General features: G+C 68.2%; 10 protein-coding genes and 2 pseudogenes. 9 read left to right on the top strand and 3 right to left on the bottom strand.

All coding sequences use genetic code 11. The features are described from left to right. Positions 1-72: 72 nt before the first annotated feature. The gene (locus tag ACFYZZ_RS25275; protein ID WP_389180074.1) at positions 73-414 is read right to left on the bottom strand and encodes a hypothetical protein; all 342 of its coding nucleotides are present in this window, start codon (positions 412-414) and stop codon (positions 73-75) included. Positions 415-828: 414 nt separating this feature from the next. On the opposite strand from ACFYZZ_RS25275, the gene ACFYZZ_RS25270 reads away from it, so the two are divergent. Next, positions 829-1,431 carry a DUF4328 domain-containing protein gene (locus ACFYZZ_RS25270; RefSeq protein WP_389180071.1) on the top strand — a complete coding sequence of 201 codons (603 nt, stop codon included), beginning with the start codon at positions 829-831 and terminating at the stop codon, positions 1,429-1,431. A 363-nt stretch (positions 1,432-1,794) separates the two neighbouring features. Further along, positions 1,795-2,175 (top strand): annotated as a pseudogene (locus tag ACFYZZ_RS25265) (GNAT family N-acetyltransferase); the annotation flags it as partial. 186 nt (positions 2,176-2,361) lie between these two features. Here the strand turns inward: ACFYZZ_RS25265 and ACFYZZ_RS25260 are convergent. Both ACFYZZ_RS25260 and ACFYZZ_RS25255 read right to left on the bottom strand, forming a co-directional pair. Next, positions 2,362-2,685: a peptidoglycan-binding protein gene (locus tag ACFYZZ_RS25260; protein WP_389180068.1), complete on the bottom strand. Its 324-nt coding sequence runs from the start codon at positions 2,683-2,685 to the stop codon at positions 2,362-2,364. 524 nt (positions 2,686-3,209) lie between these two features. Further along, positions 3,210-3,923 (bottom strand): hypothetical protein, encoded by a 714-nt coding sequence (locus tag ACFYZZ_RS25255; protein WP_389180066.1) that lies wholly within the window; start codon positions 3,921-3,923, stop codon positions 3,210-3,212. Positions 3,924-4,153: 230 nt separating this feature from the next. Here ACFYZZ_RS25255 and ACFYZZ_RS25250 point away from each other — a divergent pair, with 230 nt between their 5' ends. From ACFYZZ_RS25250 to casA, 7 genes and pseudogenes are all read left to right on the top strand, one after another. Then, positions 4,154-4,441, top strand: a complete 288-nt coding sequence (locus ACFYZZ_RS25250) for a WhiB family transcriptional regulator (RefSeq protein ID WP_389180063.1) — start codon at positions 4,154-4,156, stop codon at positions 4,439-4,441. A gap of 795 nt (positions 4,442-5,236) precedes the next feature. Continuing rightward, entirely contained in the window at positions 5,237-5,968 is a 732-nt protein-coding gene (locus tag ACFYZZ_RS25245) for a dienelactone hydrolase family protein (RefSeq protein ID WP_389180060.1), read from the top strand. 75 nt (positions 5,969-6,043) lie between these two features. Next, positions 6,044-7,177, top strand: a complete 1,134-nt coding sequence (locus ACFYZZ_RS25240; RefSeq protein WP_389180058.1) for an IS630 family transposase — start codon at positions 6,044-6,046, stop codon at positions 7,175-7,177. Positions 7,178-7,243: 66 nt separating this feature from the next. Next, on the top strand, positions 7,244-7,408 hold the full coding sequence (locus tag ACFYZZ_RS25235; protein ID WP_389180055.1) for a hypothetical protein: 165 nt from the start codon (positions 7,244-7,246) through the stop codon (positions 7,406-7,408). A 1,302-nt stretch (positions 7,409-8,710) separates the two neighbouring features. Next, positions 8,711-9,245: pseudogene (locus ACFYZZ_RS25230) on the top strand (exonuclease domain-containing protein); the annotation flags it as partial. A gap of 650 nt (positions 9,246-9,895) precedes the next feature. Continuing rightward, positions 9,896-12,745: a CRISPR-associated helicase Cas3' gene (gene cas3 / locus ACFYZZ_RS25225; protein WP_389180052.1), complete on the top strand. Its 2,850-nt coding sequence runs from the start codon at positions 9,896-9,898 to the stop codon at positions 12,743-12,745. A gap of 665 nt (positions 12,746-13,410) precedes the next feature. Continuing rightward, positions 13,411-15,003 carry a type I-E CRISPR-associated protein Cse1/CasA gene (casA, locus tag ACFYZZ_RS25220; protein ID WP_389180049.1) on the top strand — a complete coding sequence of 531 codons (1,593 nt, stop codon included), beginning with the start codon at positions 13,411-13,413 and terminating at the stop codon, positions 15,001-15,003. Positions 15,004-15,062 lie beyond the last annotated feature (59 nt).

Genomic DNA, 15,062 nt, shown 5'->3' with positions numbered 1-15,062 from the left:
ACTGGTGTGCGTGGTTGTCCGCTGGTGTACGCACGCGTTGTCACGCAGTTAGACACTCACACGGCAGGAGCTTCAGTCGCCCGCGAACCACAAGTAACTGCCTGGGGTAGCCGCGCACTGCTCCAGCATTGATGCGAGGTCATCCAGCGCGGCGAGCTGGCGGTCCTCACTGCATCTTTGCCGTAGATCGTGGATCTCCCGGAGGGCGGCGGCGGACTCCTGCTCGTCCATCAACGTGTCCCCGTACGGATCGACGGCAGTGAGCCTCCCGGATACTCCGAGGAGCTGGAGCGAGCCGAGTGCATCGGCCAGCGCGTCGCCGTGCCCGTAGGAGCTCCGCAGGAGTGTTGCGCGGGACTTGCGCCAGTTGTTGCGGGCCGGCCGTGATGAGTGCAGCTCCAGATCAATCCCCATGCTTCATGATGCACACGCTGTGCTGCTGGACAGCCACAACTTACGTTCACGGATCGGCGCCTGCGCGGGTGCCCAATGCACCATCTCTGACCAGTGGGGCAGCCGTCGCCATCTGTCGGCGTCTGTCGTTGTTGGCTGCCGTCGGACGGCCCACAGACGGCCCAGACTCAGGGCGGAGCCGCTCAGCCGTTGTGTCAGCCGCCGCAGGCCGTCTTGACGAGCGCTGCTCCCTTCCCGCCGGATCGGCGTGCTGCCCGCAGTCGATCCCCGTGCACTGACGGCCATTTGCCGTCAGGACGTGCATCCGCGGCCCAAGACTCGAAAGTCGTACTCACGTGTGATGAGCAGACCCTATGATCACTCCGCCTCAGCGTCCGCTGCGGCCGCACACGCCTCCGAGACGGGCCAAAGACGATGACGAGTACCGTCCGCAAAGCTCCCTGGATCCTTGCCCGCTCCGCGCAGGCGGCGATAGCGGTCGCCGCCGTGGTGGACGCGTTCCGCGCGGCGGCAGTCCGGGATCACTACCTGGATCACACGGCTGCGTCCCTGGACAGGTCTGGCTTCATCTCTATGATCTTCGTCCATCTGATGAATCTCACGATCGTGGTCTTCCTCGTGTGGCTCGCCCGGTCCCGGCGCAACGCTCAGAACCTGTCCCCTCAGGCCTCGGTCCCGAGTCGGGGCTGGATGATTGGCGCGTGGTTCATACCGGTGGTCAACTTCTTTGTCCCTCGCCAGTTCGTCCTCGACATCGGTCGCGCGAGCTCCGCGTTGTGGGAGGAGAAGCGAGACACGACACTGGTGAATCTGTGGTGGGTCGCCTGGATCACGCACGGGCTAGTGCTCACGGTGGCGAGCTGGGTGGCCCCGGGGTCGATGGCCCTCCTCGTGCTGGCGGAGGCGCTCATGATCGTGGCGGCCGTGCTGCTGGGGCTCGTCATCGAGCGCATCACGGCGCTGCAGAGCTCCGCGCTCGGTGCCACCGTGCCCGTCGCACCTCTCGCCCAGGCATGAGGCAGTTCCCCGCGGAGCCATCTGCCGGGCGATGTCATCCAACAGGACCGGATCCCGCTCGAACCGGTACTTGTCGAAGTACTCCGTGGCAGAACATCCGGACCGGAGCGTGAACTGCCCGGTCAGATGGGAGGCGGCATGGATACGGCGAGCAAGATCGGAATGAGGAGGACGACGGCACACCGCCGCTGCTGCGGGAGGGCTGCACGGAGGCGGAGCGCAACACCGTACCCGCGTACGCCCGCCGGGAGAGCGGAGCCGACGAAATGCCAGCGCTCTGGTGACGAAATGGGTGGGGGTTGATCAGCGCGCCATTCGGGACGGATATCGAGTAGTTCTTTGAGGATGACGAGCTCCTGCATGGTCGACAGGCTGCTGGCCGGATACCGGGCCGGCGCGGTCTGGCCGGGCGTGGTGCTCGCCGACGACCAGGTGATCGGGCAGGTCACCGTCGGAGGCATCCTGCCGCAGCTGCACCTGCGCCGCGGCTCCGTCGGATACTGGATCGCCAGCGTCGCCCAGAATCAAGGGCACGCCGGGCACGCCGTCGGGCTTGTACTCCGGGTGATGACGGACGAACTCGGGTTGCACCGCGCCGAGGCGTCGACCAATCTGGAGAATCTGCCGTCGCAGCGGGTGCTGCGCCGCAACGGGTTCAGCCCGTACGGCGTCGCGCACTCCTCGATCTTTCTCGACGGGATCTGGCGGGACGCGCTGCTGTGGGAGCGGGTCCTCGGCGACTGACATCGCCGTTTCGGTTGAGATGAGACCGGAAGCGGGGAGGAAATACGAAAGTGCCTTCTGAGCTGGGATGATGAACCTTGTCGAGGGGTTTTATCGGTCCAAGTTGAAGGCAATCTTCTGCGTGCAGGGTATCGGTTCTCGTCCCAAGCTCCACGTCTCCACTAACGGTTGGGGCGAGGCGAGACATCAGGGGAAGTGGCCGACCCCCGCATTGTCCAGCCCGGCTGCCAGCGCGTCGATGGTCGACTGCGGGACGTCGTCGATGCTCTGCACCATGGCAGTAGGGGACAGCCCGTTGGGGACCTGAAACGCCTTCAGGGCGCTTTTGGTACCGGGACCGATGACGCCGTCGAGGCCGTTGGGGTTGTGGCCGAGGGTCTCCAAGGCCGTCTGCAGGCCGATCACCAGGTTGAGAGTGATGGGGAAGGTCCCGGAACGCATGTTGGCGTCGAGCTTCTGGCTGGGGTCGTAGACGAGCTGGCTGAATTCGCCGGGCGGGGGAGCGGCCATCCATCCTGCGAGGACTTCTCGAAGGAATGGGCCACCGGCCGCCGCGGACGCGGTCTTCAACGGACGCTTGCACCACAGCCTCCGACTTGGCGGGTCTGGGCAACTTCACCGATCTGAAGTCCAGCCGCACGGACACGCTGCGCGCCCTGAAGGCCCTCTACACCGTGGTCGAGCTGACCCCGACCCCGCCCGGCGGCGTGGCCGCACGCGCCCAGCGCCTCGCAGCCCAGTCCCGCGAGTGCCCAGACACCCCCGCTCTCGGCCGACCGCCCACACAGCGACGACCGCGCTGCCGAGCAGAGGCAAACACCGCACCAGCAAGCACCACGCACCGGGTCGTCCCTCCGCCCGACCTGAGCCGCAGCCGGGGCAGCACGCACCCCACGGTGCCGGGCCACCCGCTGCTGCGGGACGCCCCCGGCATGCAGCGGCGCCACACTCCTTGCCAGCAGCGCGCTGTCGCCGGGCTTCCTGCGGCGCACCCTCTGCCAGCGAGGCACAGAATGCAGACCATTGTCGCGGCGTCAGGCCTGCGCCAGTGCCTTCTCGCTCTCCTCGCCCGCCGAGGTACCAGCCATCTGGCCTGCCGGCGACGGGATGGTGTCCGCCTCTTGCCCGGCGGACCCGGACTGTTGCTGCAGTGTGTAGTACACGGTCCTTCCCTGCTTCGCCCGCTCGATGCTGCTCTTGGCGACGAGGCGCTCCAGGGTGTTGCGCACGGTGTTGACGTCACGGGCCCGCTCGGGGAACTGCTGCTCCAAGGCGACGGTGGCTTCGGCCGCGGTGCGCGGTTCACCGGAGGCCTTGTCCAGGACGCGCAACAGGAGAGCACCCAGGGGAGCCTCACCGGTCTTGGCTGTGGTCTTCGACGCCGTCTTCTGTGCGGCCGCCTTCTTCGCGGTCTTCTTCGCCGGGGGCTTGGCGGTTGTCTTCGCCGCCGCAGCCTTCTTGGCCCTGGCCGTCTTCTTCGTCGGGGCCTCAGAGCCGCTGGTTTCCTCCTGCCGCGGCTGCGGGATGGGCGCCTCGTTTGGCGCGGAGGAGGTCTGCGCCGTGTCGGCAAAGCTGGCTTCCGCAGCCGGCAGGGAGACCTGCACGCTGCGCAGCCACGCCTCCTCCGCCCTGAGCCGCTCCAAATGCGCCTGCAGCTTTTCCTGTTCGGCGAGGTTCTTCTCGAGGTCGGCGGCAAACTGTGACGCGTACCTGTCCTGGATAGAGATGCTGGCGGGCTCGTCGGCCACGGCAGTTCACGCTCCTTGGTCGCTGGTGTGTTGCGCCGGATGCTACCCATCTCAGCCCCACACGGCTGAGGCCCTGGCAGAGCACACCCGTACGAGAACACACCAGCAGCGGACTCACCCCCCGGGCCCGCCCAGGCGTTTGCTCCCCACCTGTGTTGAGCGGACCGGAGCTTATGAGCGTTGTTTCTGGTGGGCGGCGTAGGGTCGTAGCGGGAAGTTGAGGGGGAGCCATGACCAGCGTGCAATGGGTTGAGCTTGCGGCCTGCCGGAGCACCGACCCCGAGGAACTCTTCGCCCAGGGCGCTGAGCAGCACCGGGCGAAGACGGTGTGTGCTGGGTGTGCGGTGCGCACCGAGTGCCTGGCCGAAGCACTCGACCAGCGCATTGAGTTCGGCGTGTGGGGTGGCATGACCGAACGCGAGCGCCGGTCCTTGCTGCGCCGCCGACCGGACGTTGTCTCCTGGCGGACGGTTCTGGAGGAAGCGCGTCAGGCGTTCGAGCGGTCGGCTGTCGGTTGACTGCCCGGTGTGCACAATCGGCTCGTGTCCCGGCGGGTGCCTACCCACGGCCGGTCCTCGCGGGTTTCGGCAGCTCGCACGCTGGGAGGCCTCCGCACGTGCGCCGGGCGGCAGACGAGCAGGCCGCACCCGCGGGCGACGGTCACTCTCCTGTACCGATGAGCGTGCGAACCGCACTGCTTTTTCGTACGGTTCCAGTGCCCGGCTCAGACAGGACAGTAGGGCTTGGCGGTCCCGCGCTCCGATCGCACGCCGCGCGGGACCGTCTCAACGCTCTTGTCCGTCCCCCGCAGGCGGTTCTGCTCCACGACCGTTCACACACAGCCTCCCAGCACCAGTACTGACGGCAGACGTAGGCTGATGCATGCCGATGTGCCAGGTCCTCCTGGCCCTGTGGGGCCCGGCCAGTGAGATCCGGGCCCCACACACCACAGGTCATCGGCCCAGGCCGGCTCCGTCGAGTCGGCGGTGCACCATCGACAGGTCCCGGCCGGAGAAGCACCGTCGGGCTTTCCCCGGTCCCGCATACGCGGCCTTCGGGGATCGGCAGACAACCTGCTCTCGGGCGTAACCGCGCAGTCCTCCGCGCTCCTCGCTAGTGCCGCATCAGACAACGTTCGCCCTGTCGGCATCCCTGCCCGGGCCAGGGTGGAGTCCTTCGTGATACGTTCCTGCCGCCGTGCACTGCTGCGAACTGAGGAGGTGAGACCGATCAACGCTTTGACAGGTCGGGCCTCCCTCCCTCGCATGGCCTAGGGAGCGCCCGCAGAGGCATCCCGAAAGGCATAAACCGCTATGCGCTTCATATCTGAGACGTCGTCCGACGGCGTCCGCGAACAGCTCTTCACCCTCGGCGACATTCCTGGCGTGTTGTGGACGCCAGAAGGTGCCGTCGCCACTCGTCCGCTCGTCTTGATGGGATACGGTGGCGGTCAGCACAAGAAGGCCCCTGACGTCCTGGCTCGTGCACGCCGCTTCGTGACCGAATGCGGTTTCGCGGTCGTGGCGGTCGACGTTCCCGCCCATGGCGACCGGCCGAAGGTTGAGGAGTATGACCGGATCGCGACTGAGAACCAGGCTCGCGTGGAAGCCGGTGAAGAGTTGGCCCCGCTGATCGCCGACTTCCAGGCGCTCGTGGCCCGCCAGACCGTGCCGGAATGGCGGGCGGTCCTGGACGCGGTTCAGCAACTCGAGCACGTAGGCGCCGGCCCGGTGGGTTACTGGGGGGTTTCGCTGGGATGCGGACTCGGTGTTCCGTTCGTCGCTGCCGAACCGCGGGTCCGCGCGGCGGTACTGGGCTTGGGCGGGGTCCTGGCGTCGGCCGAGGCCGCCGCGCGGATCACCGTCCCAGTGGAGTTCTTGGTGCAGTGGGACGATGAGCGGGTGCCGCGGGTTCAGAGCTTGGCGCTGTTCGACGCCTTGGCCTCGGCCGAGAAAACGTTGCACGCCAACCCCGGCAAGCACGGGGAGATCCCGGCATTCGAGCTGGAGAGCACGCTGAGGTTCTTCGCCCGGCACCTCGGCTGATACCGCCGCCTGCAGTCCGCGACGCGCCGATCGGGAACCGGATCCCGATCGGCGCGTTCACTGAAACTGGTCGGCGTGGCCGACAGAGTTCAGGTTCGACACATCGACGATGACGAGGGACAACGCCTGCTGCGGATCATCCGCAGAGGCACCGGGGCAGTGGTGACATGGCGGCGGGCCCAGATGGTCCTACTGTCCGCGCAGGGCATGCCGGTGGCGAAGATCGCCGAGGTGTCGTTCACCAGCGCAGACCGGGTGAGGGATGTGATCCACAACTTCAACACGGACGGCTTCGACTCGCTGTACCCGAAGTACAAGGGCGGCCGGTCGAAGACCTTCACGCTGCCCGAGCGGCGCGAGATCAAGAAGATCGCGAAGTCGAAGCCGGCCAAGCACGACCTGCCGTTCTCCACCTGGAGCCTGACCAAGCTGGCGGACTTCCTGGTTGCCGAGGGGGTGGTCGACGACATCAGCCACGAGGGCCTGCGCATCCTGCTCCGCGAGGAAGGAGTCTCCTTTCAACGCCTGAAGACCTGGAAGACCTCCCGCGATCCGGACTACGCAGCCAAGAAGGCCCGGGTCGAGCACCTCTACGCGATCGTCGACGGCGAGGTCATACCCGAGGACGGCGAGCCCGAAGTGGTCTTCTGCATGGACGAGTTCGGGCCGCTCAACCTGATGCCGCACCCCGGCCGTCAGTGGGCCGAACGCGGGGGCAAGCACAAGGACCCCGACCGGGAACCGCGCCGCAGGCGGCGGGCCACCTACAACCGCTACGGCGGTGTGCGCCACCTCTTCGCAGCCCTGGACCTGGCCCGGGACAAGCTCTACGGCCACATCAAGCCGATCAAGAAGCGCACCCAGTTCCTGGAGTTCTGCCGCTACCTGCGCACTCTCTACCCGGCCCAGGTCCGCATCGCGATCGTCTGTGACAACTTCTCTTCGCACCTGACCACGAGGAAGTGCCAGCGCGTCGGCGACTGGGCCATCACGAACAACGTCGAGATCGCCTACACGCCGACGAACAGCTCCTGGCTCAACCGCATCGAAGCCCAGTTCACCGCCCTGCGCTACTTCACCCTCGACGGCACCGACCACACCACCCACAACGAGCAGGGCAGCATGATCCGCCGCTACATCATCTGGCGAAACCGCCACGCCGACGACCAACGCCTACAGGAGGTCGTCGACAGGGCGAACGTTGCCTGACGCAGCACTAGACAGACCCGGCCCGGGATCCTCGGCAATCATCCGGCGCTCAGGTCCTCTCCTCGCGTGCTTCGCGGTGTCTTCGGTTGTCTGCGGGGTTGGGCGCCGGGCGGCGGTGTCGGGCTGCTGGGCCGGGTGCCCGTGGTCCGGGTGCGGCACCACACCACGCTGCCGGTGGTGACCAGGACGGGCAGCGGCCGCAGGAAGCGGGAGCGGGCGATCGCGCTTTGAAAGGGACCCCGGTGCTGCTGCTCCCGAGTACGCGGGCGCCGAGCGCCCCGTCGACGCCCCATCGGCGTACCCCTGGCGGACCTTGCCTGTTGCTCTCTGGTGATGGCCGGCTTCGCCGTGTAGCGTCGCTGTCAGATGTCGTGGTTCGCAGTGCCCGCCCGCGCTCCGGTGCGGGCGCTTTGCTGTGCAGAGTGGGACCAGGGCATCACCCCGGGGCCGCGTGGTGCGGGTCCGATATCGACTGGAAGGCTGCGACTTCTCACTTCAGTGTCACCATGACTTCTCATTTTGATGTCACGCGTTACCGCTGGTCGTAGCGGCAACTGGGTGACATCTAATGAGAATTTCAAGTGACATCAAGTGAGAATCGCCAGCGCACCGAAATGAGAAGGCCATAAGGAATACCCTTTGACCTGCGGGTTTCTTCTGCCAACCCTATGGTGACGGGTGCTGGAGGGGGTGGGGGGAAGGGCAGTGCGATCATGAGGGGACCAGCCCTGCGCGATCTCCCCGACGTGCGGTCTCATAGCGGCCAGCCGTACTGGCGACGAGGGCCGAGGGCTGGATTCGCTACAACTGCAGGGCCGCTGACGGCCGGCGGCTGGACGCCTGTGATCAGCGCCAGGAGGTTGCGAGGCGCAGGGGCACGGTGATCAGGAGCCAGGTGAGATCCACGCGGTTGAGGACCAGGCTAGACCCCAGTGCCCGCGCGCGTGGGATGTACGGCGGGTTGTCCTGACTTGGGTCTGCTGACGGCGACGTGTGCGAGATCAGCAGAAGCTGCAGAGAGCACGCTTTCCCTCTGGCAGGCCCCCACATGTGCGGGGTAGCCCTTACCTGTCTGGGGAACTTCGCCCTCGCCGCGTGTCAGTGCCTGGGCTGGGAAGCTGCTCAGCCGACTACTAGGCGGGCAGACCCCCACACTCGTGGGGAGCATCGCGGGATGTAGTGGCCCAGCGGGTTGCTCGGGGACAGACCCCCACGCGCGTGGGGAGCATGGCCCGCGCTGCGGTGCCAAGGTCCGCGATCAGGACAGACCCCCACGCGCGTGGGAGCATCCAGCGCCGGACTACCGGTGCCCGGCAACATCGGACAGACCCCCACGCGCGTGGGGAGCATGCTCATTCACCTGCGAGTTTGATGATCGACATCCTCGCTTTTACTCACTTTACTCGATGTTCTGTCTGACTCTTGCGGCCAGTGGTTGCTCGGCTGCTGTTCGTATCAGGCCCCGTCAGTCCCGCCAGACCACCTGCTTGGTTTCTTCGACATCCCGGCCGTCGTTGGGAGATGCTGGCTGCCATGAGCGTGGTCCCTGCTGCCGCTGCCCTTCCGGGTGTTCCAGGTGATTCGTCTTGGGCTGTGGTGGATGTGGAGACCTCTGGACTGAGGCCCTATCAGCATCGGGTGCTGTCGGTGGCCGTGCTGACGTTGGATGCGTCAGGGAAGCTGATGGAGGAGTTCTCCACTCTGCTTGATCCCGGATGTGACCCAGGTCCGGTGCACATTCACGGCTTGACGCCGCAGCGGCTGCGCGGCGCACCCACGTTCGATCAGGTTGCCGACCGGATCGGTTCGTTGCTCACGGGCCGGATCATGGTGGCTGCACAACGCGCAGTTCGACTATGAGTTCCTGGCGCACGAGTTCGAGCGGGCCCGTTCCTGGCTGCCGGTCTCGCAACGCCTGTGCACCCTGGCGCTGAACCGAAGGATCTCTCCACCCGCCGACGACCTGAAGCTGGGATCTCTGGCCTCCTTCTACGGCGTGTCCCAGCGGCAGGCGCACGACGCCCTGGACGACGCCCGAGTGCTCGCCGGGATACTGCGAGGATCCCTCACCGCACAGACCCCCACGCGCGTGGGGAGCATGAACTCCAGGTCCGGCAGGCGTTCGGGCGACGGGACAGACCCCCACGCGTGTGGGGAACACTCCTGGAGCTCACGGAACCCGGAGGAGTTGATGGACAGACCCCCACGCGTGTGGGGAGAGCCGGAAGGGCCAGGTGTTCTGTCTGTTGGTCTTGGACTGAGCCCCACGCTTACGGGGAGCACCCGCGCATCGTCCAACTGGCCGCCCTATTGTACGACAGACCCCCACGTGCGTAGGGAAGGCCGCGCATCGCCCAGCTCGCTGCCCTGCTGTACGGCTGACCCCCACGCGCGTGGGGAAAGTGGCGCGGCTGGACGACTGGGGAGGCGTCACCGTGGACAGGCCGCCACGCGTATGGGGAGCATCCCAAGACGATCGTTGTCGACCGGGGCAAGGTCGGCAGACCCCCGCGTGAGCGGGGAATAATGCGGTCCGAGAGCACGTGATGACCAGCAGAGACACACCCCGCGGAGCGTCAATCAGGTGAAGGCCCGGGCTGCAGGTTACATCCTTGCGTACCTGCTGGGCGTCCATGGCAAGGGGTGATCGACATGCGGCAGGATGAGCGCTAACAGCCCTGACGAACAGGGGGAGTTGAGGCGTGGCGGGAGCGGTTGGTGGGGGTGCGGGAGGATGCCCGGTACGGCGGGATTGATCTGACGCCGTGGGGCAAGTTCGACCGCGGACAGGGGGCGGTGTATGCGCTGCTGTTTCATCTGCTGGATGTCGCGGCGCTCGCGGGCGTGGTCTGGGACCGGTATCTGACCCGCGGCCAGCGCCGGCTGATCGCCACCGGACTGGAAGTCACCGTGGCTGAGGCGCGCTGCCTGGTGATGTTCATCGCCGGCCTGCACGATCTGGGCAAGCTGTCCGCCTTCCAGGAGCAGGAGGCCCACCCCTGGGCCCGGGTCAGCGACACCCTGCGCGTGGACACCGGCAACTGGCGGCGTATGCCGCACGAACGGGCGTCCATGCACAGCGCGCTGCACCTGCTGGCCGAGGCTGGCTATCCAGCGGACACCTCCGACAGCCCCGGGGTGCTGGTGGCGCAGATCCTGGGTGGCCACCACGGCCGGTTCCTGCAGATTGACATCGACGGCGCGGCCAAGGCATCCCGGGTCAACCTCACCTTGGGCGGGCCGGCTTGGCAGGACCTGCGCCGCCGCTACTTCGCGCTGGTGCGCCACCTGACCGGCGCCATCATGGTGCCGACCGATGTGTCGGTGCCGGCGGCTGTACTGATCACCGGGGTCGGCGTCATCGCGGACCGGCTGGCCAGTCAGCGTCACCACTGGCTGCCCAAGGCGCAGGCGCCTGCTTTCGGTGCCGGCGAGCACTACGCGCAGGCCGTCCGGGACGCCCCCGGCCTGCTCGAGCAGTCCGGTCTGGCCCGCATCAGTCTGCCGCACACACCGTTCACCCGAGCGCATGGCGGCCTGGCCGCTCCGAACGCCCTGCAGGCCTCGGTGATGGAGCAACTCGCCCCGGTGGTGGGGGAGAAGGGGCCTGGGATCCTGGTGGTCACCGATGCCACCGGCGGCGGCAAGACCGTCACCGCCCTGGAAGCCGCGCGGATCTTCAACGCCTCCGGGGACACGGCCGGCATCCTGTGGCTGCTGCCGACCATGGCTACCACCAACGCCGCCTACGACGTCCTTGAGGCCTACGTGGCTGCCCACCGGCCCGAGCGTGCCCCGGTCTCCCTGGTCCACAGCCACAGCTACGACAACACCGCCTACAGCGACCACCGTCTCGCCGCCCACGAGCCGTCGACCAGCGACGCCTTCTGGCCCAGTGAAGACGACGCCGACACACCGGCGGGGGAGCGGCCCGAGGAACGGGTGACAGTGCCGGACGGCTGGCTGCGCGGCTGGGACAGGGCCCTGCTGGCCCAGTTCACCGTCGCCACCCACGACCAGGCCCTCATGGCCGCGCTGCCGGTCCGCTTCAGCGCCCTGCGCATGCTGGCCATCTCGGGGCGGACCGTCATCGTCGACGAAGTCCACGCCCTGCCCCCGTTCATGCGGCAGATACTGGGGCGGCTGCTGCACTGGCTGGGCGCTCTGGGCTGCCCGGTGGTGCTGCTGTCCGCGACCCTGCCGACGCAGGTGAGCAGCGAACTCATCCGCAGCTACCTCGACGGCGCCGGCCACCCGCACCCCGCAACCGCCCATCTGGACTGTCGTCCTCCCTATCCCGGCTGGCTCTACGCCGCGGCCTCGGACGCCTCCCTGACCCGCATCACCCCCGCCGCGGCCGCCGCCCACGCCGCCCGCCACCGCCGCCGTGCGGACATCCGCCTTCACTCGGTGCGCCACTCCTCCTGCACCGATCCCGAGGACGCCCCCGTCCGGGAGACCCGTCTGGAGCGCATCGCCCAGGAGATCGCACCCGTCGCCGCATCCGGTGGCTGCGCGGCCGTGTACTGCGCCACCGTGGCCGACGCCCAGACCACCTACGCACACCTGCAAACGGCCCTGGACTGGCCGGACGGCGGTCCCGGCGGCCAACTGCTCCTGCTGCACGCCCGCCTGCCCGGCCACCAGGGCGAGGCCCTCACCCGCCGCGTGCGCACCGCGCTGTCCCGCACCGGCGAGCGCCCCCAGCGCCTGGTGATCGTCACCACCAGCCTGCTGGACATGAGCCTCGACATCGACGTCGACGTCATGGTCAGCGACCTGGCCGCCCTGCACACCCTCCTGCAACGCCTGGGCCGGCTGTGGCGCTTCGACCACATCAAGCGGCCCGACTGGATGCGCCGGCAGGACCGCCCCCGCCTGAGCGTCCTCCAGCCCACCGACCACCGCGGCCTCCTCCTGCTGCCGCCTGCCTGGCGCGGTCTGGACTCCCCGTTCCTGCCGCGCGCCACCGCCGCCTACCTCACCCAGCGGCCCGATGGCCCGCTCACCCTGCCCGACGACGTGCAGCACTTGGTGGAGAGCGTGCACGCTGACACCGACGACCTCGCCCAGGCCGATGCCGCCCTGCAGCGCAGCCACACCCTCCACCAGGCCCGGCAGCGCACCGAGGAACACCAAAGCGCGCTGAACACCGTCCCGGCCTGCCACGACACCCTGTCGCTGTCCGACCTGCACCGCCAGAACCTGCACGCCAGCCAGGCCGCCACGCGCCTGGGAGTCATGCCCCGCCGCCTCCTGCCCGTCTACCGCACCCCGGGCGGCCGCCTCACCTTGGACGCAGCCGGCACCCAGCCGTTGCCCTGGCACCGCAAGCCGACCACCGCGCAGACCCGCAGGATCCTCCAGCACACCCTGCCCGTGCCCGCCGCCTGGGTCGCCGAGGGCAGCCGCCGCAACCAGGTCCCCGGCTCCTGGCGTACACACGCCCTCCTCGCCGACCTCGTCCTGCTGCCGCAGGACGCCGAAGACCCTGCACGGCCGGTGCGTTTCGGACGGCACAGCCTGCGCCTCGACGCCACCTTGGGGCTGGTCCACACCGAGGCCTGAGCCGTCTTCGACCGCATGCCTGAGGCCGCAGTCCTTTCCTGAGCCCTTCAAAGACGCTATGGCTGCTGATCGCAGACCGCGTAGGGCTGTGCGACGACCGGGGAGCGCTGTCGAGCCGGCGTCGGCCCGGTGGGGCCGCCACCTCGCGAGTCCGGCGCCCTCCGACCACTGCGACAGGCCCCCCTCGGGCGGGCCCGCACACCCTGGAAACGGTGGCGCATCGCACCCCCTGGGTTCTTGAGGCGGTTCGGTTGCGTCCGTCCGGGCGGCAGCGAAAAAGGGGATACCGCGAATAGGGTCACTCCAGTATCCGGAAAATGACTCTGGGTCAAAAAGGGGAAACTGGTCGGTAATTGCGGGGTGAACGATGTGGTTCGGAAGTCGGCTGGGCTGTGGTTAATATGGAATTGCGAAGCGGGACGAACATTCGAGTCCGGTATGTCGCACCTGCTGCGCCGCGCTGCGTGCACCGCACCCTTGGTGCTCCCGTGCGGCACTTGCTGCCCGCCGGCGTGGCTTTACCCGGCCCACGACCGCGCGGCCCGCCTCCTTCCCTTGGTTCCCCGCATGTACCTGCGGCACCGCGACCCAGGCGGGCTCCTGATTTCGGCAGGCAACTCTTTCCAGAAACCCCCTCCTTCTTCACACCCGGCAATGGAGCCTGTGTGCCTGCCCCGCATTATGCGACCGACCAAGAGCCCTGCATTCCCGTCCTGTTCCTGAACGGGCGCCAGGAATATCTGGGATGGCGGGATGTGCTGCTGCATGCCCACCTCATCAAGGACCTGGCGCTGCCCCTGCCGCCGGCGGCCTCCGCCGCCCTGCGCCTGCTCGTTGCGATGGCGGCACGGGTGAGTGGCCTGGATGCGCAGGGAGACGGGCGGATGACCGCACGACAATGGGCACAACGCCGCCGTGACCTGCTGAAGAACCCCCAGGGGTTCGACCCGGGTGCCGTCCACGACTACTTCGACCGCTACATCTGGGACCTGTTCCACCCCCAGCGGCCGTTCCTGCAGGACCCACGGCTGGCCACACAGTGCACGAAACGGGCCGGCGTCAACAAGCTGGTCTTCGGCCGTCCCGAGGGAAACAACCTGGCCTGGCTCAGCCCGCACACCGACACCGACCCCCAACCCGTGCCCAGCGACCAGGCCCTGTGGCACCTGCTCATTCACCACTACTACGGTGCGGCCGGCCAGTGCTCCGTGCGCACCGTCGGCGACCGCTCCCTCGGCAACGCCAAAGCCGGACCACTGCGCTCCACGCTCTCCTTCCACCCCCTGGGCCGCACCCTGTACGAAACCCTCCTGGCAGGCGTGCCCAAGCCGTCCCGGCTATGGCCGGACGCCCAGGACCGCTGCCCCTGGGAGGAACCGCTGCCCGACCCGGACCTGGACAACGGCCCCGACCCCGATGCCGCACCACCACCGGTGTCCTCCCCAGGCCGGCTGCTGACCGGCCGATCCCGGCACGCCGCCCTCCTCATCCCCGCACCCGACGGCCGCCACGTGACCGACGCCTACCTGACCTGGGCCAGCCAGAAAAAGCTCCCCGCCCTCGACCCCTATCTCATCCACCACGTCCACGCCGACCAACCCGTCACCCAGCGCCACAAGCCGCGCCCCGCGGACGCCGACCGGGCCCTGTGGCGGGACCTGGACGCCTTGCTGCTGGCCGGCGATGAGGACGACCGCAAAGGAAAAACAGGCAAAGGCCGCAAGAGCTACACCGTCCAGCGTCCCGACGCCTTCACCACACTCAACGACCTGCCTGCCGACCTGCGAGCCGCCTTGCGAGTTCGGGTCTACGGCTTCGACCAGGACGACAAGACTCTCAACCGCACCTGGTACACGGCCCTGACCCCGCCGATCTGGCCCTGGATGCAGGAACACGACCCGGCCGCGGCCGAGCGCATCGCCGAATGCCGCAAGGCCGCCGAGGAGATCGGCGAACACCTCGATCACGTCTCCAAGAGCGCCTGGAGCCAGGTCACTTCTCCATCCGGCGACAAGGCCGGGCGGCCGCCGAGGCGCCTGCCGCCCTGGACCCACAGCGCCCGCACCCTGTACTGGCCCCGCGCCGAGGCCACCTTCTGGGCCCTTTTGGACCACCCAACCCGCGCCGCACGCTCGGCGTTCGCCGCCGACGCCGTCCACGCGCTACGCGCCGCCACCCGCCCGGCCATCGCCCAGCACTTCCGTGCCGCCGAGGCCATCGCCCTCGCCGTGGCCCAGTTGCGCCGCCACAGCCACTGACCCCCCGCACCTCTGCCCCCTCTTCGTCCCGCTGCCGCCCCACCCAAGGCCTTCGCACC

Origin of the sequence: Streptomyces sp. NPDC001816, from assembly GCF_042892235.1 — a bacterium.
GTDB lineage: Bacteria > Actinomycetota > Actinomycetes > Streptomycetales > Streptomycetaceae > Streptomyces.
The sequence above is the reverse complement of the archived record's forward strand: the minus strand, read 5'-3'. Positions and strand labels throughout refer to the sequence as shown.

What these genes read in the sequence shown, in the direction of transcription:
- ACFYZZ_RS25275 (WP_389180074.1), bottom strand. Translation starts at nt 414, where the DNA reads ATGGGGATTGATCTGGAGCTGCACTCATCACGGCCGGCCCGCAACAAC.
- ACFYZZ_RS25270 (WP_389180071.1), top strand. Translation starts at nt 829, where the DNA reads ATGACGAGTACCGTCCGCAAAGCTCCCTGGATCCTTGCCCGCTCCGCG.
- ACFYZZ_RS25260 (WP_389180068.1), bottom strand. Translation starts at nt 2,685, where the DNA reads ATGGCCGCTCCCCCGCCCGGCGAATTCAGCCAGCTCGTCTACGACCCC.
- ACFYZZ_RS25250 (WP_389180063.1), top strand. Translation starts at nt 4,154, where the DNA reads ATGACCAGCGTGCAATGGGTTGAGCTTGCGGCCTGCCGGAGCACCGAC.
- ACFYZZ_RS25245 (WP_389180060.1), top strand. Translation starts at nt 5,237, where the DNA reads ATGCGCTTCATATCTGAGACGTCGTCCGACGGCGTCCGCGAACAGCTC.